General features: G+C 73.7%; 18 protein-coding genes. 7 read left to right on the top strand and 11 right to left on the bottom strand.

Features of this window, described 5'->3' with window-relative positions:
• Nucleotides 1–32 precede the first annotated feature (32 nt).
• The 6 genes from ACFVU7_RS16160 to ACFVU7_RS16135 form a co-directional block, all read right to left on the bottom strand.
• Nucleotides 33–1,295: a methyltransferase domain-containing protein gene (locus ACFVU7_RS16160; RefSeq protein ID WP_380739365.1), complete on the bottom strand. Its 1,263-nt coding sequence runs from the start codon at nucleotides 1,293–1,295 to the stop codon at nucleotides 33–35.
• Nucleotides 1,296–1,353: 58 nt separating this feature from the next.
• The gene (locus ACFVU7_RS16155; RefSeq protein WP_380739367.1) at nucleotides 1,354–2,475 is read right to left on the bottom strand and encodes a DegT/DnrJ/EryC1/StrS family aminotransferase; all 1,122 of its coding nucleotides are present in this window, start codon (nucleotides 2,473–2,475) and stop codon (nucleotides 1,354–1,356) included.
• 19 nt (nucleotides 2,476–2,494) lie between these two features.
• Nucleotides 2,495–3,751 (bottom strand): acyl-CoA dehydrogenase family protein, encoded by a 1,257-nt coding sequence (locus ACFVU7_RS16150; RefSeq protein ID WP_049650263.1) that lies wholly within the window; start codon nucleotides 3,749–3,751, stop codon nucleotides 2,495–2,497.
• Nucleotides 3,752–3,801: 50 nt separating this feature from the next.
• Nucleotides 3,802–4,995, bottom strand: a complete 1,194-nt coding sequence (locus tag ACFVU7_RS16145) for an acyl-CoA dehydrogenase family protein (protein ID WP_117486086.1) — start codon at nucleotides 4,993–4,995, stop codon at nucleotides 3,802–3,804.
• Nucleotides 4,996–5,122: 127 nt separating this feature from the next.
• Nucleotides 5,123–6,511, bottom strand: a complete 1,389-nt coding sequence (locus ACFVU7_RS16140; RefSeq protein ID WP_388045516.1) for an NDP-hexose 2,3-dehydratase family protein — start codon at nucleotides 6,509–6,511, stop codon at nucleotides 5,123–5,125.
• Nucleotides 6,512–6,615: 104 nt separating this feature from the next.
• Nucleotides 6,616–8,139 carry an FAD-binding protein gene (locus tag ACFVU7_RS16135; protein WP_388045513.1) on the bottom strand — a complete coding sequence of 508 codons (1,524 nt, stop codon included), beginning with the start codon at nucleotides 8,137–8,139 and terminating at the stop codon, nucleotides 6,616–6,618.
• A 408-nt stretch (nucleotides 8,140–8,547) separates the two neighbouring features.
• On the opposite strand from ACFVU7_RS16135, the gene ACFVU7_RS16130 reads away from it, so the two are divergent.
• A complete protein-coding gene (locus ACFVU7_RS16130) occupies nucleotides 8,548–9,294 on the top strand; it encodes a DUF2306 domain-containing protein (RefSeq protein WP_074002840.1) in 747 nt (248 codons plus the stop codon).
• A 25-nt stretch (nucleotides 9,295–9,319) separates the two neighbouring features.
• On the opposite strand, the gene ACFVU7_RS16125 is transcribed toward ACFVU7_RS16130, so the two are convergent.
• On the bottom strand, nucleotides 9,320–9,664 hold the full coding sequence (locus ACFVU7_RS16125) for a YciI family protein (RefSeq protein ID WP_234348258.1): 345 nt from the start codon (nucleotides 9,662–9,664) through the stop codon (nucleotides 9,320–9,322).
• A gap of 157 nt (nucleotides 9,665–9,821) precedes the next feature.
• On the opposite strand from ACFVU7_RS16125, the gene ACFVU7_RS16120 reads away from it, so the two are divergent.
• Entirely contained in the window at nucleotides 9,822–11,408 is a 1,587-nt protein-coding gene (locus ACFVU7_RS16120; RefSeq protein ID WP_388045511.1) for an MFS transporter, read from the top strand.
• A gap of 131 nt (nucleotides 11,409–11,539) precedes the next feature.
• Entirely contained in the window at nucleotides 11,540–12,229 is a 690-nt protein-coding gene (locus tag ACFVU7_RS16115) for a DUF899 domain-containing protein (RefSeq protein WP_049650269.1), read from the top strand.
• A gap of 65 nt (nucleotides 12,230–12,294) precedes the next feature.
• Here ACFVU7_RS16115 and ACFVU7_RS16110 read toward each other — a convergent pair whose 3' ends face one another.
• Together ACFVU7_RS16110 and ACFVU7_RS16105 are read right to left on the bottom strand one after the other, a co-directional pair.
• Nucleotides 12,295–12,927, bottom strand: a complete 633-nt coding sequence (locus ACFVU7_RS16110) for a streptomycin biosynthesis protein StrG (protein ID WP_241852903.1) — start codon at nucleotides 12,925–12,927, stop codon at nucleotides 12,295–12,297.
• Nucleotides 12,928–13,083: 156 nt separating this feature from the next.
• Nucleotides 13,084–13,764: a TetR/AcrR family transcriptional regulator gene (locus ACFVU7_RS16105; protein ID WP_049650271.1), complete on the bottom strand. Its 681-nt coding sequence runs from the start codon at nucleotides 13,762–13,764 to the stop codon at nucleotides 13,084–13,086.
• 152 nt (nucleotides 13,765–13,916) lie between these two features.
• Here ACFVU7_RS16105 and ACFVU7_RS16100 point away from each other — a divergent pair, with 152 nt between their 5' ends.
• From ACFVU7_RS16100 to ACFVU7_RS16090, 3 genes are all read left to right on the top strand, one after another.
• The gene (locus ACFVU7_RS16100) at nucleotides 13,917–15,401 is read left to right on the top strand and encodes an MFS transporter (protein WP_388045509.1); all 1,485 of its coding nucleotides are present in this window, start codon (nucleotides 13,917–13,919) and stop codon (nucleotides 15,399–15,401) included.
• Nucleotides 15,402–15,570: 169 nt separating this feature from the next.
• Nucleotides 15,571–16,374 carry a TIGR03084 family metal-binding protein gene (locus tag ACFVU7_RS16095; protein ID WP_388045507.1) on the top strand — a complete coding sequence of 268 codons (804 nt, stop codon included), beginning with the start codon at nucleotides 15,571–15,573 and terminating at the stop codon, nucleotides 16,372–16,374.
• A gap of 153 nt (nucleotides 16,375–16,527) precedes the next feature.
• Nucleotides 16,528–17,919, top strand: coding sequence for an FAD-dependent oxidoreductase (locus ACFVU7_RS16090; RefSeq protein WP_388045505.1), 1,392 nt, complete (start codon nucleotides 16,528–16,530; stop codon nucleotides 17,917–17,919).
• A gap of 126 nt (nucleotides 17,920–18,045) precedes the next feature.
• On the opposite strand, the gene ACFVU7_RS16085 is transcribed toward ACFVU7_RS16090, so the two are convergent.
• Entirely contained in the window at nucleotides 18,046–19,203 is a 1,158-nt protein-coding gene (locus ACFVU7_RS16085; RefSeq protein ID WP_388045503.1) for an epoxide hydrolase family protein, read from the bottom strand.
• Between the two features lie 256 nt (nucleotides 19,204–19,459).
• Nucleotides 19,460–19,873: an SgcJ/EcaC family oxidoreductase gene (locus ACFVU7_RS16080; RefSeq protein ID WP_049650275.1), complete on the bottom strand. Its 414-nt coding sequence runs from the start codon at nucleotides 19,871–19,873 to the stop codon at nucleotides 19,460–19,462.
• 279 nt (nucleotides 19,874–20,152) lie between these two features.
• Here ACFVU7_RS16080 and ACFVU7_RS16075 point away from each other — a divergent pair, with 279 nt between their 5' ends.
• Nucleotides 20,153–21,385, top strand: a complete 1,233-nt coding sequence (locus ACFVU7_RS16075) for a cytochrome P450 (RefSeq protein WP_049650276.1) — start codon at nucleotides 20,153–20,155, stop codon at nucleotides 21,383–21,385.

Raw genomic sequence — 21,385 nt, 5'->3', positions numbered from 1 at the left:
GGAAGGCCGTTCCCCGGCCGGGCGGGCCGCGGTCAGTCGACGCGTACCTCGGGGACGTAGCGGATCCACCGGCCGCCGGCCTCGCGGAAACCGGTCTCCTTGGCCATGATCTCGTCCGCGTGGTTCCAGGCGAAGAGCAGCGCACAGTCCGGGTACGGGTCGGCGAACGCCTCGGCGGGGCGCACCGGGATGTGCGTTCCGGGGGTCAGGCGGCCCTGCTTGGCCGGGGTGGTGTCGCAGACGAAGGAGACCAGGTCGGGGCCGATGCCGCAGTAGTTGGCGACCGTCGCGCTCTTGGCGGTCGCGCCGTAGGCCACCACGGTGCGGCCCTCGTCGCGGAGCCGGGTGAGCAGTGCGAGCAGGTCGTCCCGGACCGCCGCCACGGCGTCGGCGAAGCCGCGCAGGGTGTCCGGGGCCGCGAGCCGCCGCTCCTGCTCGTGGGCGAGCAGCTCGCCCACGGCCGGCGAGGGGCGCCGGGTGCCGGGCCGGGCGAGGGTGTACCTGATCTCCCCGCCGTGCACCGGCAGTCGGCGGACGTCGACGAGCTCGAAGCCGAAGCGTTCGGCCATCGCGTGGACGGAGCGCGCGGTGAAGAGGTAGAAGTGCTCGTCGTAGATCTGGTCGAAGGAGGTCTTCTCGACGACGTCGCCGAAGTACGGGTCCTCGAAGACGAAGACGCCGTCGGGTGCGAGCAGTGCGTCGACGCCGCGGAAGACGGACTCCAGGTAGGGGATGTGACAGATGGTGTTGGCCGCGTAGATCACGTCGGCGGGCCCCTCCGCGCGCCGGACGTCGGCGGCGGTCGCCTCCTCGAAGAAGTCGCCGCGCACCCGCACGCCGGCTGCGCGCGCGACCTCGGCGACCTTGCGGGAGGGTTCGAAGCCGAGGTGGCGGACGCCGGCCTCGCCGACGGTCCGGAGCATCACCCCGTCGTTGCAGCCGATCTCGACGGCGAACGCGCCGTCGCGGGCCAGTTCCGAGGCCAGGAACCCGCCGGCGGTGCGGGCGAAGTGCTCGCGCATCACGGCCGACCCGGAGGAGTAGTACGGGTAGTCCTCGTGGAACATCCGCTCCCTGGGCACCTCGTCGACCAGCTGCACCATGGTGCAGGCGGTGCAGCGGGCGACCCGGAGCCGGTAGAAGAACTCGTCGGCGACGGGCGTCCGCGCCGGGAAGGCGTCGGAGAGCGGTTGGCGGCCGAGGTCGAGGAACTCCTCTGTCGCCGCGCCGCAGATCCGGCACGGGTGCGGTGGGGCGGGCGGGGCGGGCGGCGCGGTGTCGATCCGGTCGGTCATCGTCGGGCCTCCATCGTCATCGTCGTCGGCACGGCTGCGGGCGCGGGGGAGCGGGAGGTCAGAGCCCGGCCAGGACCTCGCGCAGGGCCTCGATCACCCGGTCCTGGAGGTCCGGGGGCAGCGAGGGGTACATCGGCAGCGAGAAGATCTCGCCGGCGAGCCGCTCGGTCACGGGCAGCGCGCCCTCGCCCACGCCGAGGTGGCGGAACCCCTTCATGGTGTGGACGGGCCACGGGTAGCTGATGTTCAGGGCGATGTCGTGCCGGAGCAGTTCCTTCAGGACGAGGTCGCGCCGCGGGTGGCGCACCACGTAGAGGTAGTGGACGTGCTCGTTGCCGGGCGTGGTCCGGGGCAGCACCAGGCCGTCGGGGGCGGCGAGGTCGGAGAGCGCCTCCTCGTACCGGCGCGCCACGCTCCGGCGGCCCTCGATGTACGCGTCCAGGCGGGTCAGTTTGCGCCGGAGGATCTCGGCCTGCACCTCGTCCAGCCGGCTGTTGTGGCCGGGGGTGTCGACGACGTAGTAGGTCTCCTCCATCCCGTAGTAGCGCAGCCGCCGCAGCGCGCGGTCGGTGTCCGGGTCGCGGGTGACCACGGCCCCGCCGTCGCCGTACGCGCCCAGCACCTTGGTCGGGTAGAACGAGAAGGCGCCGGCGTCGCCCATGGTGCCGGCCGTCCGGCCGCGGTGGCGTGCCCCGTGCGCCTGGGCGCAGTCCTCCAGGACCGCCAGGCCGTGGTCGCGCGCCACCCGGAGCACCGCGTCCATGTCGACGCACTGGCCGTAGAGGTGGACGGGGACGATCGCCCTGGTGCGGTCGGTGACGGCCGCCGCGAGCAGGTCGGTGTCCATCAGGTAGTCGTCCTCGCGCACGTCGACGAAGACGGGCACCGCCCCCACGGCGTCGATCGCGACCACGGTCGGGGCGGCCGTGTTGGACACCGTGACGACCTCGTCGCCCGGCCCGACGCCGAGCGCCTCCAGCCCGAGGACGATGGCGTTGGTGCCGTTGTCGACCCCGACGCAGTGGTCCAGCCCGTGCCAGGCGGCGAACTCCGCCTCGAAGCCGCGCACGCTCGCGCCGAGCACCAGCTGCCCGGAGCCGAACACCGTCTCGACGGCGTCGAGCAGGTCCTCGCGTTCGTTCCGGTACTCCGGAAGGTAGTCCCATACCCGCGTTGTCATCTGCGCCCTCCTCGGTGGGTCAGCGCCGCCCGGCGGGGCGGGCGGCGCGGGTGCTCATGTAGTCGTCGTCCCGGTCGATGCGCAGCGCCCGCGCGCTGAGGTGGTCGACGGCGTCGGGGTAGGTGTAGGGCTGCATGAACCACCCGGCCCGGACGTCCCGGTAGAGCCGGGCCAGGCTCGAACTCCCGGCGTACGAGGCGCCGCCGACGATGGTGAGGCAGTCGTTGACGATGTCGGGCGCGAGCCGGTTGAGCGTCAGCTTCGCGCACTGGAACGCCGTCATCATCCGGGGGCCGCGCACCGCCGGATCGGGCACGCCGGCGGTCAGCGCGTCGGCCTCGGCCAGGGCCGCGGCGGTGGTGGCGCGCGCCGCGTACAGACGGGCCTCGACCTCGGCGACGAGCGTGCGGACGGCGGCGGGCGCGCCGGGGCGCTCCCGCTGCCACTCCACGGCGGCGTCGCGCGCGGCCCGGGCGACGCCCAGGTAGATGCCGAGCATGGTGATCGAGCTGACGGTCTGCCCGGCCAGCGCGGCGTCGCCGCGTTCCCCGACCGGGCCCCGCACCAGCACGTCGGCGTCCGGTACGGGGCACCGGTCGAAGGCGATGTCCCAGGTGCCGGAGGCGCGCATCCCGAGGCCGTCCCAGGTGTCCAGGACGGTCAGGCCGGGGGTGCCGAGGGCGACGAGGGGCGCCGCGAGGCAGGTGCGGCCGTCCGCCTCGACCAGGGCGTAGGCGAAGAAGTGGGTGGCCACCGGGGCCATGCTCACCAGCGTCTTGCGGCCGGAGAGCAGCCAGCCGCCGGAGCCGTCCGGCTCCAGCCGCGTCACGGTGCCCGGGGGGTCCTTGACGGCGCCGCACACCCGCGCCTCGCCGGTCGCCATGGCGCGCAGCACCCGCTCGGCGAGCGCCGCGGCCTCCGGCTTGCCGTTGCGCCACTCGTACGCCAGCGTCAGGCCCCGGCTGAACTGGACGTGCAGGGCGAGCGCCGTCGAGGCGTCGGCCCGGGCCACCTCCTGGAGCGCCAGGGCGACGTCGTGGAGGCGGTCCACGCCGAGCCCGCCGAGCTCCGCCGGGACGGTGCCCCCGAGCACGCCGGCGCGTGCGAAGCGTTCGAAGACCTCGACCGGGAAGGTGCCGGTCCGGTCCCGTACGTCGGCGTCGGCGCGGATCGCCGGCACCTGCTCGGAGACGAGGCCGAGCAGCCTGCGGCCCGCCTCGCTGACCGGCGCGGACAGGTCCGGGCGCGCGGCCTCGTTCGCGGCCTCCGTCAGCACAGTTCGCCTCCCGTTTCGTTCCGGCCGGGCATCGCGCTCGCACCGGCGGTTCAGAGGTACTGGGTGTTCGGTGCCTGGCCGCACAGCAGCCGGCCGTAGAGTTCGAGGTTGGTGTTCGGGTGCATGACGGCGTGCAGGTGGAGGGTCCGGACGTCCCGCTCGATCCGCTGGATCGGCACGTCCAGGTAGACCGAGGACGCCCCGCTCGCGGTGGCCAGGATGTCCACCGCCTCCTTGACGCGCGCGCAGACCGCGCCGGTCTCCAGGCGGGCCAGGGCGCGTTCCTCCAGCGTCCAGGGCTCGGCGGCGGCGTTCTTCGCGTCGACGAGGTCCGCGAGGCGGTAGCAGTGGAACTCCGCCTCGTCGATCTTCACCGCGGCCTCCGCGACCTGGAGGTGGGTCAGCGGCGCCTCGCGCTGGTCGGTGTAGTCGGTGTAGGTGATCCGCCGGTCGGGGAGGCGCTCGAAGAAGGCGTCCTTCGCGGCGATCGCGAGGCCGAGGGCGGTCGCGCTCACCGTCGCGCAGGCCGTCGGCATGATCGGGGCCCGGTAGATCTCCGAGCCGGCGTTGCTGCCCGCCCCGCCGCCGCCGATCATGACCGGCTCCATCGGGATGTAGCGCTCCGCGGGGACGAAGACGTCCCGCGCGACCGTGGTGACGCTGCCGGACCCGCGCAGCCCCACGGTGTGCCAGTCGTCGACCACCTCCAGGTCGGAGACCGGGATCAGCGTCATGATGGGCCGGGGGGCCGCGTCGGGGGTGAGCAGGACCGCCGCGTTGGTGTCCCAGGTGCTGTGCTGGACGCCGCTGTTGAACTTCCAGGAGCCGTTGACGAGGATGCCGCCGTCGACCGGGACGGCGGTGGCCGTCGGGCTGATGATGCCGCTGACCAGGGCGTCCGGGGAGGCGAGGACCCGGTCCTGCACCTCGTCCGGGAACAGTGCGGCGACCCAGGCGCTGATCGACCAGACGCCGGCCGTCCAGGACGCCGCGCCGTCGGCGCGGGCCAGCTCCACCAGGAGCTCGGCCTGGGTGCGCATGTCGACCTCGTAGCCGCCGAGGCGCCTGGGGATCCGGGTGCGGAGCAGGCCGGCGTCCGCCAGGACCGAGACGGTCTCCTTCGACAGGCGCCGGTTCTCGTCGCCCCAGGGCGCGTTGTTCCTCAGGACCGGCGCCACCTCGCGCGCCCGGCGGAGGATCTCGGCGCGGTCGGGGACGGCGGTCGTTGCGGTGGTGTCCGTCATGACGTGCTCTCCCTGGTGAAGGACGGGGCAGCGGAATTCGGGGCATGGCGGGGGCGGGTCCACCGGTCGCGCGGTGGCGGTCCCGCACCCCGTGGACGGCGTTGCGGGGGGATCGGAGCCGGGGGGATCAGAGCCGGACGGCGCGCGTGGTCAGCGCCGAGAGCAGGGTGCGGGCCTGGACGTTCACCCGCCCGCCGCGGGTCACCAGCGCGGAGAGTTGACCAGGCGTCACCCAGCAGTACCCGGGCGGTGGTTGGGACGGCGCCTGCGCTCCGTCCGCCTCCACGATGGCGTAGCGGCTCACCGCGTTCAGGAAGCGGCCGCCCTCCTCGGAGTGGAGGGCCGAGTAGCGGACGCGGGAGGGCGCGGCGGTCTCGACGACGTCCAGGAAGTGGTGGCGGGGCCCGCGGGGGCGGCCGCGGTGGTGCTCCGGGGTGCACTGCACCGTCGGCGCGAGTTCCGCGATCTCCTGGAAGCCGACCTCCACGCCGGCCCGGGCCAGCAGGTGCGGCACGCCCGAGAAGTACCGCAGCACGAAGGCGCTCAGCCCCAGCCGTACGGGTTCGACCAGCGGCTGCGTCCACTGGGCCACCTCGCGGCTGCCCGCCTCGACGGCCACCGCGACCACGCGGAAGTGGCGGTCCGGGACCCGGCGGATCGCGTGCGCGGTCCGTATCCAGCCCCCGGTGTCGCGCAGCGGGACGCGCCGCACCCGCAGCGAGCGGCGGGCCCGCTCCGCGGCCAGCCAGCCCTCGATGTGCTCCACGGAGATCAGCCCGCTCGCTCCCGAGACGGGGAGGGGGAGGCAGGAGAGCACCGTGCGGGCGTCCATGTTGACGAGGTTGTCGCGGTGCAGCAGCGCGGCGATCCGGTCGAGGGTCAGCCAGCGGAAGTTCTCGGCGACCGGCACCTCCTCGTCGACCAGCACGATCGTGTTCCGGTTGAACTTCCGGTTGAACCAGTCGCCGTGCTCGGACTGCAGCACGTCCGCGACGGGACGCCCCCGGGACGGATCGAGGAAGTACTCCAGGTAGGCGACCGGCGCGCCCTTGTGCACGCCGGTGTAGTTGCTGTGGGTCGCCTGCACGGTGGGGGAGAGCTGGACGATGTTGGGGTTGCCCGGCTCCATCTTCGCCTGCATCAGGTAGTGGCGCACCCCGCCGAAGTCCTTGGCGATGATCCCCAGGATGCCGACCTCGGGCTGGTCGATGATGGGCTGGCGCCAGGTCGGCACCGGGCCGTCGGCCGTCTCCACCTCGACGCCCTGGATCGAGAAGAAGCGCCCGCTGTCGTGCACCAGGTCGCCGGTGTCCGGGGCGAAGGACCACCCGCGGAGCCGGTCGAACGGGATGCGCTCGACCCGGAAGCGGTCGGCCCGCACCCGGGCGGACAGCCAGTGCGCTATCTCGTCGGCCGAGGCGCCCGGACCGTCCCGTCCCGGTGCCGTGACGGGGCGCCGGGTGAGGGCCGGAAGCCGGGTGCCGATGCCTCCACGAACCGTACCGATGGTGCTCAACTCCACGTCCTTTCAGGGGAATCGGCTGTCACGGGAATCGGCGCGGAGGTCACCCCGGGGGGCCGGCCCCGGCCGGGCGGCGCGAACCGCCCGGCCGGAACGCGCTAGGACGGGAGTTCCACCGACATCGCGTGGCGGAAGACGTTCCCGGGGTCGTACCGCTTCTTGACCGCCTGCAGCCGGGCGTAGTTGTCCCGGTAGTACAGCGTCGTCCAGGAGACCCCGGAGTCGTTCAGCTTCGGGTCCAGCAGGTCGACGTCGGGGTAGTTGATGTAGCTCCCGGAGTTCCGCTCGTCCGGGAGCGGGACGCCGCCGGTGGCGGCGTAGACGTCGCGGTAGAAGGAGCGGACCCAGTCGAGGTGCTCGGCGCCCGAGCCCCCCTCCCAGTTCCCGGTGGAGTAGACGGCCTTCACGATCGCGTCCCGCTGGGCCGTGGCGGTGGCGTCGGCGGGCAGCGCGTTGACCTGGCCGCCGAACCCGGAGAGGCCGAGGTTCGCGGCCGGGTTGTGGTAGTCGGTGCTGCTCAGGTACCTCCAGATGACCGCTATCTGCTCGTCCGTGTACCCCTTGCGGAGGTCCCCGGCCTTGTGCTTGTAGTTCCCGGACGGCTCGTAGGGCCAGTTCTGCGGGGACATCCAGGGGATGACCTGGTCGGTGTCGATCACGGGCGTGGCGCCGACCCCGGCGGTGAGGAAGTCGACATGGGTGTTCAGTCGCTCCGACGCGCCCGGGAGCGCGTCGTCGATGACGGAGATCAGGCCGAGCATGCCCCCCGAGCGGTGGAAGAGCTGGAGGACCCCCCAGATGTCGCAGGCCGGCGTGCCGGGATCGCTGTTCCGCTCGTACCAGGTGCCGTAGTTGCGGATCAGCGTGCCGAACGACGCCTCGTCCATGCCGTCCCAGGAGTACATCACCGTCCGCCGGCGCGCGTTGCCGGGGGCCTTCGGCAGCAGGTCCGCCGGCCGGTCGGAGCGCACGCCCCGGCTGCGCAGCCAGAACCGGGTGACGACGCCGAAGCTGCCGCCCCCGCCGCCGGCGTGCGCCCACCACAGGTCCCGGTTCGGGTCGCCCTCCTCGCGGGTGGCGACGACGGTGCGGGCCCTGCCCTTCTCGTCGACGACCACCACCTCCACCGCGTACAGGTGGTCCGCCACCAGGCCGTCCCGGCGGGAGAGGTGGCCGTAGCCGCCGCCCGTCAGGTGCCCGCCGATCGCCACGTCCATACAGGCCCCGGCCGGCAGGGTGACACCCCACTCCTTGAAGAGGGTGCGGTAGACGTGCCCGAGCGTGGCGCCCGGACCGATCGCGAAGGCCCGGCGCTCCGGGTCGTGGCGGACCTCGTCCAGCAGCGACAGGTCGATCAGCGTCTCGACCTCCGGAGCGAAGGTGAAGCCCTCGAAGCAGTGGCCGCCGCTGCGCACCCCGATCCGCTTCCCGGCCCGCACCGCCTCCTCGACGACGGCGACGACCTGCTTGGTGCCGTGCACCACGCGCACCGAGTCGGGGCGGCCGACGAACCGTTGGTTGTGGCCGATGGTCAGGCTGCTGTACCGGGTGTCCTCGGGGCGGACGACCGTCCCGTCGGCCCGGGCCGGGGCGAGACCTCCGGGATCCGTCACATCACTCACGTACTACCTCCGGAAACAGTGGGCGGAGTTGTCTCCCCGGCGGCTCTCGGCGAAGCCTCCGCACGTGGGCGCGGACCGGCGCGGTGACCGGGGCGGCCACGCGGCGGCACGTCGAGGCCCGGGGGTTCGTTCGACGAACTCCGTCAGCGTACAGGTGAGTTGACGAACCATGAGATCGATCCGACCGGACCCCGGACGCTGCGGACCCGACCGGTCCCCGACACCGTCCAGCACAGCCGTCCCTCCTCGCCCGTCGCCCCGATCGGCTCCAGACGCATCGTCGTCCGTCGCAGCGGCCCCTGTCTTCTCGTGGATTGCGCAGGAGGGACAGCAAGCCGGGAGGTGCCGTCCGGCCGCTCGGTTTGTGAAGCTGGCGGCCATTCGTCACCCGGGCGGGGAAGGACACCCATGGCTCAGCAGACCGACAGCACCGCCACCGCCGCGCTCCCCGAGTCCGGCCGGCGCCGCGACTCCGGCGGGCGGGACGAGTCCGGCGGAGGGGGTGCGGACGGCGGGCGGGGCGCGGGGCGGGCCTCCGCCCGCCGGTGGGCCGCGCTGCTCGCCCTGCTCGTCGGGCTCTTCCTCGTCGACGAGCTCCCGCCCTACCTGCGCTTCGATCCGGCGAAGGCGCGCATCAACCTGGACCCCCAGGTCCCGTGGCACTACGCGGTCCTGGTGGCGCACATCGCCTTCGGGTCGATCGCGCTGGTCACCGTCGTGCTCCAGCTGTGGCCCGGGCTGCGGCGGACCCGCCCGCGGGTGCACCGGCTCAGCGGCCGGCTCTACGTGTACGCCGGCGCCCTGCCCTGTGCCGTCACCGCGCTGGTGATCATGCCGCTGATGCCCGAGTGGCGCGGCGACATCGGGATCGCGCTCCAGGCGCTGCTGTGGATCGCGACCACGGTGGCCGGGACGGTGGCGGCCCGCCGGCACCGCTGGGCCGAGCACCGCCGGTGGATGCTGCGGAGCTTCGCGCTCGCCGCCGGCGTGCTGTGGGGCCGCGCCATGGTCGACGTCATGGTCCACACGGGTGCGCCCGTCCCGCTCGACTACCTGTTCGAGGTCGCGCGCTGGCTCGGCTGGATGGTCAACCTCGTCCTCGTGCAGCTCTGGCTGGACCGGAAGCCGCGGCGACGGCTCCCGGTGTCCGCCTGAGGGAAGGGCCGCCGGGCCCCTCCGGTCACGCCTCCGGCCCCACCATGGGCCTGATCTCCACCCGGGCCAGCCGGGCGTCGGGAATGCGGGCGGCGATCTCCGCCGCCCGCTCCATGCCGTCGCAGTCGACGATGTCGTAGCCCGCCAGGTGCTCCTTGACCTCGGCGAACGGACCGTCCACGACCTGCACCGCGCCGTTGCGGACCCGCACCGCCCGGCTCCGCTCCGGGGGAGCCAGCACCGAGCCGCCGACCCACTCCCCGGACGCCTCCAGTTCGCCGATCAGCGCCGCGTGCTCGGGGCCGAGCGAGGCCCGCTCCGCCTCCGTGAGCGCCTCCCACACCACCGGGTCGCTGTAGATCAGCAGCATGTACTTCACGCACGTCCTCCGCGGCCTGTTCCGGAACTTCGTGGACGACGATAGCGAAGCGGATGTCGGATCGCAGGCCGCGGCTCCGACCCCGGGGTGACGGACGCCCTCCGGGGGCGGTCCCGTCCCGTACAACCCGACTCTGGAGGACGTACCCATGACCTCGCCGACGACCGCGGCCTCCCCGCCGCGAGCGGGGCGCCGCGAGTGGACGGGCCTGGCGGTTCTCGCCCTGCCCACACTCCTGCTCGCGCTGGATCTCAGCGTGACCTACCTGGCGCTGCCCAGCCTGACCGACGACCTCGGGGCCAGCGCCACCGAGCAGCTGTGGATCACCGACGTGTACGGCTTCCTGACGGCCGGCTTCCTGGTCACCATGGGCACGCTGGGTGACCGCGTCGGCCGCCGCAAGCTGCTGCTGTACGGCGCGGTGGCCTTCGGGATCGCCTCGGCGGTGGCCGCCTGGTCGACCAGCCCGGGCATGCTGATCGCGGCGCGCGCCGCGATGGGCGTCGCCGGGGCCACCCTGATGCCCTCCACGCTCGCGCTGATCAGCAACATGTTCCAGGACCCGCGGCAGCGCGGCATGGCCTTCGCCGTGTGGATGAGCTGCTTCATGGGCGGCGCGGCCGCCGGGCCGGTCATCGGCGGCGCGCTGCTCAGCCACTTCTGGTGGGGCTCGGTGTTCCTGCTGGCCATCCCGGTGATGGTGCTGCTGCTGGCCGTCGGCCCGGTGTTCCTGCCCGAGTACCGCTCCCCGCAGGTCCGCGGCGCGGACCCGCTGAGCGTCGCCCTGTCCCTGCTGGCGATGCTTCCCCTGGTCTACGGCATCAAGGACATGGCCCGGGACGGGGTCCAGCCGCTGGGCGCGGCCGCGGCCGTCGCCGGCCTGGCCTTCGGGGCCGTGTTCGTGGCGCGGCAGCGCCGGCTCGACGACCCGCTCCTCGACGTCCGGCTCTTCAAGCGGCTCGCGTTCACCGCGGCGCTGGTGATCCTGATGCTCGGGGTGGCCACCCAGGGCGGGGTGATGTTCCTGATCAGCCGGTACCTGCAGTCGGTCGAGGGGTTCACCCCGCTGCACGCGGGCCTGTGGCTCGTCCCGTCCTCGCTGGCGATGGTGGTCGGGAGCATGCTGGCGCCGCTCGCCGCACGCCGGTTCACCCCCCGGGTGGTGATCGCCGCCGGCATGGGCCTCGCCGCGGTCGGCTTCGCGCTGCTCGCGGTCCTGGACACCTCGGACGGGCTGTCCCAGCTGGTGGGCGGCATCATCCTGGTCTTCCTCGGGATCGGGTTCGTGGGCGCGCTCGGCCAGGACCTCGTGGTGGGTTCCGTGCCCCCCGCGAACGCCGGGGCGGCGGCGGCGCTCTCGCAGACCAGCGGCGACTTCGGCATCTCGCTGGGGGTGGCCGCGCTGGGGAGCATAGGAGCCGCCGTCTACGGTGCCCGGATGGACGGCTTCAGCCCGTCCGGGGCCCCGGCCGGCGCGCTCCCCGACGTCCGGCAGAGCGTCGAGGCCGCCGCGCAGGAGGCCGGGCGGCTGTCCGGGGACGCGGGCGCGCGCCTGCTCGAGCACGCGCGCGACGCGTTCACCTCGGGCCTGAACGCCGCCGCCGTGGTCAGTGCCGTCCTGGTCGCCGCCCTCGGTGTCCTGGCGCTCGGCGCGCTCGGGTCGCGCTCCGCGGCCGGGGCGGTGTCCCCGGCGGCGGAGGAGTCGCCCGCACCGACCGCCACGGCCGTGGAATGACCCGCCGCAGCAGAGCGCCGCGGAACACCGCGGCCCGGAACACCGCGGCACGGAACACGGCAGTACGGAGCACGGCAGTACGGAACACGGCAGTACGGAACACCGCACCGCACGAGAGGAAGAACGGCACCATGGACACGGAACCGCAGTCGGAGCTCCCCCGGGTCGTCGGGCGGGAGGAGTGGCTCGCCGCCCGCCGGGAGTTCCTGGTCAGGGAGAAGGAGTTCACGCATGCCCGGGAGGCGCTGAGCGCCGAGCGCAGGCGGCTCCCGATGGTCCGGGTCGAGGAGGACTACGTCTTCGAGGGCCCCGACGGCAAGGCGTCCCTGGCCGACCTCTTCGAGGGGCGCCGGCAACTGATCGTCCATCACGTGATGTTCGACCCGGAGTGGGAGGAGGGCTGCCCCAGCTGCCGGTTCCAGATCCGGGAGATCGGGTACCTGCCGCACCTGCACGAGCGGGACACCACGCTGGTGCTGGTCTCCCGCGCGCCGCAGGAGAAGATCCGCCGGTACAAGGAGCGGATGGGCTGGGACATCCCGTACTACTCGTCGTACGGGAGCCGCTTCAACTACGACTTCCACGCCACGCTGGACGAGTCCGTGACCCCGCTCCTGATCAACTTCCGGACCAGGGAGGAGCACGAGGCCGCCGTCGGCCCCTGGGACATCTGGGGCCACGAACTCCCCGCGGTCAGCGTCTTCCTGCGGGACGGCGAGGAGGTCTACCACACCTACTCGACCTTCTCGCGCGGGCTGGACATCCTCCTCGCCGTCCACAACTACCTGGACCTGACGCCGCTGGGCCGGCAGTTGGGATGACCGCGCCGGTGCGCCGCCGGCCCCGCGTCACGGACGCGGGGCCGGCGGCGCCGGAGCGGAACCGGTCAGAAGACGTCGAAGTAGTCCCCGATCCACAGCCCCCGGCCGGCGTCCACCGTCCGCAGGTCCGAGGCGCGGTAGTCGGCGAGCCGGATGCAGCGGAAGTCGAAGCTCACCCGGGTCGAGTCGGTGTCGTTCACCTTGTTCCCGTGGTTCCAGCCGACCGCGTCGAAGACCAGCAGCTGCCCCACGTCGAGTTCGGTCGCCGCGTAGTCCTCCGACCCCTGCTCCCGCTCGACCCACACGGAGTTGGTCCCCCAGGCCCGGGTCAGCGGCAGCCAGAAGTTCACCTCGCCGTCGGCGTGGTGGTAGTCGCCGTCCTTGTGGAACTCGCCGACCGCGACATTTCCCGGGAAATGGATCCGGAAGGTGGGAACGCGCTGGAAGCAGAACTCGTCGGTGCCGAGCACGTCCGGCACGAAGGATTTCACGAAGCCGCGGTACAGGTCCCGGAGCCTGGGCTCGAACTCCCGGTAGAAGGCGGCGTGGAACTCCGTGGACTGGTCGGTCCGCCAGGTGAGCAGCTCCATCGGGGCGTCCGGCCGCAAGGCGCTCAGGTCCTCGGTCCGGTAGATCGACCGCACCGCCGCGGCGAAGTCGAACACGGCCGGATCGTACTCGTAGGTCTTCGGCTGCATGCTCTCCCACACTCCCCGAATTCTCCTGGCGGATGGCGGACAATGCCTCCTGTTCGAGAAGCTAGCGCAGCGGCCCTTCTCCACCAAGACGTTCCGAACGGCAAGAGCACGACGGGAGAAAGCGGTCCGGAAAGAGTTCGGGTGCCCGGCGCCGGACTATTCCGGCCCCGCCGCGTCCACCACCGGCACCACCTCCTCCCGCAGCCGCCGGGCCGAGGCCGCCACCGATCCGGCGGCGGCCTCCCGGGTGTCGCCGACACCGACCATCAGCCCCACCAGCTGCGCCTCCAGCAGGCGGTCGGCGTCGCAGGGCTCGATCAGGTAGCCGCCGAGCTCCAGGACGACCAGGCCGTGCACCGCCGACCACATCTGGTGCGCCACCAGTTCCGGGTCCGCCGGGCGGAACCGGCCCGCCCCGACGCACCGGGCCGCGCACTCGGTCACACCGGCCAGCGTGTAGCGGCCGTACTGGCGGTCCTCCTCGTCGAGCGAGAACCCGGCCAGCGAGGAACCGCCGAACATCACCGCGTACAGGTGGGGGTTGGCCAGCGCGTTGCACCGGTACGCGCGGCCCAGCAGCGCGAGGTCGCACACCGGGTCGTCACTGGGCCGCACCTGGGTGAAGTGCTGCTGGAGCCGGGCGAACCCCTCGTGGACGATGGCCCGCGCCAGCCCGCGCATTCCGTTGAAGTGGGTGTACAGGGCCATCGTCGAGGTGCCGACCTCGCTCGCGATGCGGCGGGTGGACAGTGCCTGCGGCCCCTCCTCCGCCAGCAGCCGGGCGGCGATGGTCACCAGCCCCGGGCGGGCACGGGGATCCGAGCGACGCGGACTCATGTCCCCAGTCAACCAAAACGCCGTGGTGCCGGAACCGGTCGCGGGTCCACAACTCCCGATCCCAGCACACTGCGAGAAGCGGCCCTCAGTACGCCCGGCGTAGCTTCCCAGTCACCCGGCGCGACCGCCGCCCCCGACCGAAAGGCCGCCCCGTGTTCTCCAGACCCCTCGGCGCCGCGATGCTCCTGTACGCGGGCAGCGCGATCGTGCTGGTCTCCTCCGCACTGGCCTTCCACCACGCCTTCGCCATGGACCCCGCGATGCCGATGCCGATGGAGATGGCGCACGCCCCGGCCGACGCCGGACGGAAGCTCGGCGGCATGCCGCTGGCGGAGATGCCGGAGATGTTCACCGCCTTCGCCGGACTGCTGCTCGTGGTGGCCGGCGCCGCCCTGCGCGGACGGCCGCGCTCGGCCCCGACCGAACTCCGTGGCGGCCGGCGCGGCCGGCTGCTGATCGCCGTCATCGGTACGGCCGCCCTGACCGTCGACATCAGCAAGACCTCCACGCTGGGCTTCGTCATCCCCGGCATGCGGGCCGACTACGGCCTCGACCCCCGGACGGCCTCCCTGCTGGCGGTCTGCGGACTGACCGGGACGGCGGCCGGGGCGCTGCTGTTCGGTGTGCTCACCGACCGGATCGGGCGCCGCAGCTCCTACCTGATCGCCACCCTCGGCTTCACCGCCACCAGCATGTGCGGCTCGATGCCCACCTTCCGCGGGAACCTGCTGATGTGCGGGCTGATGGGCCTGGCGGTCGGCGGCCTCGCCCCGCTGCTGATCACCCTGCTCACCGAGGCGGTCGGCGGGCGGGTCCGCGGCTCGGTGGTGGTGGCGCTCTCCGTCGTCGCCACCGCCGTCGGCTACCTGATCGCCGCCGGCTCGGCCCTGTGGCTGGAGCCGGTGTTCGGCTGGCGGATCCTCTGGCTGATCGGCGCCCCCACCGGCGCCGTGCTGGCCGTCCTGACGCCCTTCGTTCCCGACTACGTGGCGCTCTCCGCCCCGGCGGCGCGGAGCGCAGCGGTCCCGCGGCGGGACTCACGGTCCGCGCGGGCCCTCACCCACGGCCTCCAGCGGGCGTTCGCCACCCTGATCGGCCTGCTCACCTTCGGCCTCACCACCTGGGTGCCGAGCCTGGCCCGGATCGGCGGTGTGCCGGTGCGCACCGCGAACCTGATGCTGACCGTGGCGGCGGTGGTGATGGTCCCGTGCGCCCTGCTGCTGATGCTGGGCTACCGCCGGTTCGGCCCGACCAGCATGGCGGCGGGCCTGGCCACCGTCACCGCCGTGCTGCTGCTGGCGCTCACCGCCAGCGGCGCGGTGGCCCAGGTGGGCTGGATCTGCGCGGGCGCGCTGGTGGCGGCGCTGTTCTCGGTGAACTCGATGGCCGCGATCTTCCTGCCGATCGCGGCCGACCTGGCCGATCCGGAACGGCGCGGCCGGACCACCGGCTGGGTCTCCTTCTTCAACCGGCTGGGCGGCCTGTGCGGGCCGCTGCTGCTGGCGGGCCTGGTGTCCTCGGCCTCCGACGTCCTGCTGGCGGTCTCCGTGCTGGCGCTGCTGTGCGGCGCGGCCGCCTGGTACATCAGCCGCCGGAGCCGGCTCGCGGCCCCGGCGCTCGGCGCGGCCTCCGAGTGACGGGGGCCCGAGTGACGGGGGCGCGGGAGCGGCCGGTGGCAGAGCACGGGCGGAGAAGCCCGCCGATCTCCGGGAACAGATACTGGATTCGCCCAACTCGCCATGGTTCGAGGCGGATTGGGAGTGCGCCGGGCATCCGGCCGGGTTCCGCTCAACGGAAGGAAGAGGCATGGTCGACCGACAGGACGTGATCTCCGCGCTGGTGCTGGACGGCGAGGCCGTCGACGCGCTGGTGGCGAACCTGCCCGAAGCCGACTGGGCACGCCCCACGCCGGCCCCCGGCTGGACCGTCGCCCACCAGGTCGCCCACCTCACGGCCACCTTCAAACTGGCCGGACTCGCGGCGGGCGACCCCGAGGCCTTCCGGGCGGTCGCCGCCGGCATCGGGCAGGACATGGACGGTGCGGTGCAGCAGGCCCTCAGGCCCTACCTGGCGAAGGCGCCGAAGCTCCTGCTGGAGAGCTGGCAGACCGAGCGCCGGGCCGCCGAGGAGGCCCTGGCGGCCGTTCCGGTGGACCGGCCGCTGCCGTGGCTGGTCCGCCCGCTGACGGCCCCCGTGCTCGCCGCCGCCGGCATGATGGAACTGTTCGGCCACGGCCAGGACATCGCCGACGCGCTCGGGGAGCGCCGCGAGCACACCGACCGGATCCGCTACCTGGTCGAGTTCGCCGTCCGTACCTGGGACTTCGGCTACCAGGCCCGCGGGCTCACGCCGCCGGAGACAACGTTCCGTTTCGAGATCACCGCTCCGTCGGGCGCCCGGTGGGAGTTCGGCCCCGCCGACGCGGAGCAGCGCGTCAGCGGACCCGCCGTCGACTTCTGCCTGCTGGTGACCAGGCGCCGGCACCGCGACGACCTCGCCCTGACGGCCCGTGGCGAGGACGCCGAGGCCTGGCTCGACCTCGCCCAGGCCTACCGCGGCCCGGCCGGTCCGGGCCGCACGCCCGGCCAGTTCCGGTCGAACGGGCACTGACCGGGCACTGACCGCAAGCGCCACCGGGTCCGCGGCACCGGGCGGGGGTGCCGCGGACCCGCGCGCACGCGCGCTCCGGGCGAAGACCGACAGCGCGGCGGCGCACCAGCACGGGGACCGCCACCCGTCCCACACCCGACAGAAGGGACCGTCATGGGCACCCGTACCGACGAATGCGCCGTGGTTCTCGGCGGAAGCATCGCAGGCCTGCTGGCAGCGAGGGTGCTCGCCGAGTCCTATCCCCGGGTCGTCGTCGTCGAACGCGACCGGATCCTCGGCGTCCGCGGGCCGCGGCGCGGCGTCCCGCACGGCAACCACGCCCACGGGCTGGTCGCCCGCGGCCACCAGATCATGGAGTCGCTGTTCCCCGGCCTCACCGACGAACTGGTCACCGCCGGGGTGCGGCCCGGCGACTTCAGCGCCGACATCCGCTGGTACTTCAACGGGCTGCGGCTGCGGCCGGCGCACACCGGCCTGCCGTCCGTGCCCGCCACCCGGCCGGTGCTCGAACACCATCTGCGCGAGCGGGTGCGGGCGCTGCCGGAGGTGACGTTCCTGGAGGAACACGACGTCATCGCCCCGGTGACCGACACCACCAGGCGCCGGGTCACCGGGGTCCGGGTGCAGCGGCGCGCCCCCGGGAGCGCGGAGCGCACGCTCTCCGCGCACCTGGTCGTCGACACCACCGGCCGCGGCTCGCGCACCCCGCGCTGGTTGGCCGACCTCGGGTACGAGGCGCCCACCGAGGAGCGGATCGAGATCGACCTGGCGTACACCACCCGCCACTACCGGCTCAAGGGGGATCCGTTCGGCAGCGACATCGCCATCATCCCCGCCGCCACGCCCTCGCACCCGCGCGGGGCCTTCTTCTACCGGGTGCCCGGCGAGGACAACCGGGTGGAGCTGTCGGTGACCGGGATCGTGGGCGACCACCCGCCCGTCGACCCCGAGGGGTTCCACGCCTTCGTCCGCTCGCTGCCCGTCCCGGAGATCCACGAGGCGATCCGCGACGCCGAACCGCTCGACGAGCCCCTGCGGTTCCGCTTCCCGGCCAGTGTCCGCAGGGACTACCACCGGCTGGAGCGCTTCCCCGCCGGGCTGGTCGTCCTGGGCGACGCGGTGTGCAGCTTCAACCCGGCCTACGCCCAGGGCATGACCTCCGCCGCGCTGCAGGCCCTGGTGCTGCGGCGGCACACCGCGGGGCGGCGGCTGCCGAACCCCCGGGCCTACTTCCGCGACGTCGCGCGGGAGATCCGGGCCCCCTGGTCCTTCGCCGCGGTGACCGACCTGGGCTACCCGGGCGTCGCGGGCCGCCGCACCCCGCAGACCCATCTGGTCAACCGCTACGCCGCGCTGGCCCAGCGGGCGGCGGTCCACGATCCCCGGATCACCGAGGCACTGGTGCGGATCGCCGGACTGGTGGCCACCCCGCAGTCGCTGATGCGCCCGCGCACCCTGCTGCGGGTGCTGCGCGCCGCCCGCCGACCCGTCCCGCCTCCGGCCGGCGCCCACGCGGGCGCTCCGGAGCTCTCCGGCCGGAACTGAGCCGTCGGCGGCCGATCGGAACGGGCCGCCCGCCGGAACAGCCGCGCCCGCCGGTACGGCCGCCCGCCGGAACGGCCGCGCCCGGCACCGGACCCCCGGTGCCGGGCGACTCCGTGGACGGTCCGCTCAGCGGACCCGACGCGCGAACTCCCGGACGTCGTCGACGAACAGCCCGGGCTGCTCCAGGGCGGCGAAGTGCCCGCCGCGGTCGAACTCGGACCAGTGGGCGAGGGTCGGCAGGATCCGTTCGGCCCAGCGCCGGATCGGCCGGACCGCGTCCTCGGGGAACACCGCCACCCCGACCGGTGCGGACAGCGGCCAGGGGCCGGCCCAGGTGCGGAGGAAGTCGGCGTCCAGCCGGTTGGACTCGTAGTAGAGCTGGGCGCTGGAGCCGGCGGAGGCGGTGAACCAGTAGATCGCCACGTCGGTCAGCAGCCGGTCCCGGTCGACGACGTCCTCGGGAACCGTCCCGGCCGCCGTCCACTCCATGAATTTCTCGACGATCCAGGCGAGTTGGCCCACCGGCGAATCGGTCAGGCCGTACGCGAGGGTCTGCGGCCGGGTGGACTGGATCTTCCGCCAGCCGGCCCCGTCCTGTTCGAAGTACCCGGCGAACTCCAGCCGGGCCCGGTCCGCCGGGTCCAGCCGGGCGAACTCGGCCGGGTCCTGCGGCGGGAAGGTGGCGAGCATGTTGAGGTGGACGCCGGCCACGTGCTCCGGGTCGGCCAGGCCCAGCTGCAGCGAGACCGGCATGCCCCAGTCGCCGCCCTGGACGAGGTACCGGTCGTAGCCGAGCCGGCGCATCAGCTCGGTCCAGGCCCGGGCGACCCGGGCGGTGTCCCAGCCGGCCTCCCGGGGGTGGCCGGAGAAGCCGTAGCCGGGCAGCGAGGGTATGACCAGGTGGAACGCGTCGGCGGGATCGCCGCCGTGGGCCCGCGGATCGGTCAGCGGGCCGATCACGTCCAGGAACTCCGCCACCGAGCCGGGCCAGCCGTGGGTGACGACCAGCGGCAGGGCGTCCGGCTCGGGCGAGCGGACGTGCAGGAAGTGGACGTCCACGCCGTCGACTTCGGTCAGGAACTGCGGGAAGGAGTTGAGGTGCGCCTCGGCCTTGCGCCAGTCGAAGCCGGTGCGCCAGTACTCGGCCAGTTCCTTCAGGTAGCCGAGCGGCACGCCGCGCCGCCAGCCGGCGCCGGGGACTTCGCCGGGCCAGCGGGTGGCCGCGAGCCGGCGGTCCAGGTCGTCGAGGGCTTCTTGCGGGATGTCGATACGGAAGGGACGCATCCGAGTCCTCTCAGCGGGACCGTGCGCCGACCCGGGCCGGCGCCGGAGGGGTGGCGGCCGGCGTACCGGCCGGTCCGTGCGGGGGTGCCGCAGCCGTACGGCACCGTCCCGCACGGCACTGTACCGGCCGCGCGGCGCCCCGGAGCGTCGATCGGCCGGGCCGCCGGGGGAGGGCCGGCGGTCGGTGCGGAGCCGGGGCCGCCGCGCGGTCTCCGGGGGGAGAACAGGCGACGGCCCCGCCGCTCCGGCTCCGGGCTCAGGCGGCGACGGGGGTGTTCTGGTACGAGGCGATCCGCCAGTCGGCGCCCTGCCTGGCCAGCACCCAGGTCGCCCGGATCGCCCGCTCGGGCGTCACCTCGGTGTCCCCGGGGGCCAGCACGCCGCCCTTGGTGACCAGGACGGCCACGTCGTCGGCCAGCGGGCGGACCGACTGCGGCTCACCGGTGACCTGGGTGCCCTTGAACGGGCCGGCGAACGCCTGCGCCATGAAGGCGCGGATCTGCTCGCGGCCGGTCAGGTAGACGTCCCCGGGCAGGATCAGCGTCGCGTCGTCGGTGAAGACCGAGGCGAAGCCGTCGGCGTCGTGCCGTGCCCAGGCCGCGATGATGAGTTCCGGGACGGCGCGCAGCGCGGCGACGTCGGCGGCGGTGGGCGGGGGAGTGGCGGACATGGCTCTCTCCTTATCCGGCGGTTCCCGGCCGCGATCACCACGGCCCGGTGACGGCCAGCGTCACACCGGGCCGTCGGCCGCCGCATCTTCCCGATTGCGCTGGGCGGCCGCCCCGCCGCCCGGCGGGGGGACGCCGCAAGCCGGGAGATGCGGGCACCCCGCGCGGGTGCCAGCCTCGACAGGGCCGGTCAACGGCCCTGGCCCCGCTGCCGCGTGGCCCCGCGACCCGGCGACTCCGTGACTCCGCCCGCGCCCCGCTCCGACCGCCTGGAGGCTTCCGTGTCACTCCCCGCCCCCGTCGTCATCGACCGAGCCGGACGTGACATCCACGCGGAGGGCGCCCGGATCCGGGCGAACGGCCCGGTCGCCCGGATCGAACTGCCCGGTGGCGTACCGGCCTGGTCGATCACCGGCCAGGACGTCGCCCGGCTGGCCCTGGCCGACCACCGCCTGTCCAAGGACCCGCGCCGGCACTGGGCGGCGTTCGCCGAGGGCCGGATCGGCGCGGACTTCCCGCTCATCGGCTGGGTGCTGATGGACAACCTCACCACCCGCTACGGCGCCGACCACACCCGGCTGCGGCGGCTGACGGCCGGCGCCTTCACCCCGCGCCGGGTCGAGGCGATGCGGGCCGAGGTGGAGAAGGCCGTCGAGGAGCTGCTGGACGACCTCGGCCGCCTCGCGCCCGGCGAGGTGGTCGACCTCAAGGCCCGCTTCGCCCATCCGATGCCGGCCCGGGTGATCTGCGACCTGTTCGGCGTGCCGGCCGGGGACCGTGAGCGGATGCTGCGCGGCGGCGAGGTGAACGTCGACACCACCATCACCCCGGAGGAGTCCGCGGCCAACGTCGAGCGGTGGCACCGGGAGATGCTGGAGTTCGTCGAGGGCAAGCGCCGCGACCCCGGGGACGATCTGACCAGCGACCTGGTCCAGGCCCAGGAGGAGGACGGATCCCGGCTGAGCGACTCCGAACTGGTCGGCACCCTGCACCTGCTGCTCGCCACCGGGACCGAGCCGGTGATGAACCTGCTCGCCAACACCGTCCGGGCCGTGCTCACCCACCCCGACCAGCGGGCGCTGCTCCGGTCCGGCGCGGTGGGCTGGGCGGAGGTGATCGAGGAGAGCCTGCGCGCCGAGGCGCCGGTCGCGCACCTGCCGTTCCGCTTCGCGGTGGAGGACATCGAGCTCGGCGGGGTCACCATCGCCAAGGGGGAGCCCGTCCTGATCAACTTCGCGGCGGCGGGCCGCGACCGTGCCGTCCACGGGGAGGACGCCGACGCCTTCGACGCCACCCGGGCGAACAAGGAGCACCTCTCCTTCGGCCACGGCGTCTACCGCTGCATCGGCATGCCGCTGGCCCGGATGGAGGCCGAGACCGCCCTCGCCGCGCTGTTCCGGCGCTTCCCGGACCTCGAACTCGCCGTACCCGCCGAGGAGTTGGCTCCGCAGGCCACCTTCATCATGAACGGTGTCCAGACCCTCCCGGTCCGGCTCGGGCCGCGGAGCAGTTGA

The sequence above is a fragment of the Kitasatospora sp. NPDC058046 genome (assembly GCF_042885595.1).
GTDB lineage: Bacteria > Actinomycetota > Actinomycetes > Streptomycetales > Streptomycetaceae > Kitasatospora.
Note: the sequence above shows the minus strand (reverse complement) of the source record. Positions and strands in the feature narration are given on the sequence as shown.

Excerpts from the sequence above, each read along its gene's own strand:
- ACFVU7_RS16160 (WP_380739365.1), bottom strand. The coding sequence starts at position 1,295 with ATGACCGACCGGATCGACACCGCGCCGCCCGCCCCGCCCGCCCCACCG.
- ACFVU7_RS16155 (WP_380739367.1), bottom strand. The coding sequence starts at position 2,475 with ATGACAACGCGGGTATGGGACTACCTTCCGGAGTACCGGAACGAACGC.
- ACFVU7_RS16145 (WP_117486086.1), bottom strand. The coding sequence starts at position 4,995 with ATGACGGACACCACCGCAACGACCGCCGTCCCCGACCGCGCCGAGATC.
- ACFVU7_RS16130 (WP_074002840.1), top strand. The coding sequence starts at position 8,548 with ATGGCTCAGCAGACCGACAGCACCGCCACCGCCGCGCTCCCCGAGTCC.
- ACFVU7_RS16125 (WP_234348258.1), bottom strand. The coding sequence starts at position 9,664 with ATGCTGCTGATCTACAGCGACCCGGTGGTGTGGGAGGCGCTCACGGAG.
- ACFVU7_RS16120 (WP_388045511.1), top strand. The coding sequence starts at position 9,822 with ATGACCTCGCCGACGACCGCGGCCTCCCCGCCGCGAGCGGGGCGCCGC.
- ACFVU7_RS16115 (WP_049650269.1), top strand. The coding sequence starts at position 11,540 with ATGGACACGGAACCGCAGTCGGAGCTCCCCCGGGTCGTCGGGCGGGAG.
- ACFVU7_RS16110 (WP_241852903.1), bottom strand. The coding sequence starts at position 12,927 with ATGCAGCCGAAGACCTACGAGTACGATCCGGCCGTGTTCGACTTCGCC.
- ACFVU7_RS16105 (WP_049650271.1), bottom strand. The coding sequence starts at position 13,764 with ATGAGTCCGCGTCGCTCGGATCCCCGTGCCCGCCCGGGGCTGGTGACC.
- ACFVU7_RS16095 (WP_388045507.1), top strand. The coding sequence starts at position 15,571 with ATGGTCGACCGACAGGACGTGATCTCCGCGCTGGTGCTGGACGGCGAG.
- ACFVU7_RS16090 (WP_388045505.1), top strand. The coding sequence starts at position 16,528 with ATGGGCACCCGTACCGACGAATGCGCCGTGGTTCTCGGCGGAAGCATC.
- ACFVU7_RS16085 (WP_388045503.1), bottom strand. The coding sequence starts at position 19,203 with ATGCGTCCCTTCCGTATCGACATCCCGCAAGAAGCCCTCGACGACCTG.
- ACFVU7_RS16080 (WP_049650275.1), bottom strand. The coding sequence starts at position 19,873 with ATGTCCGCCACTCCCCCGCCCACCGCCGCCGACGTCGCCGCGCTGCGC.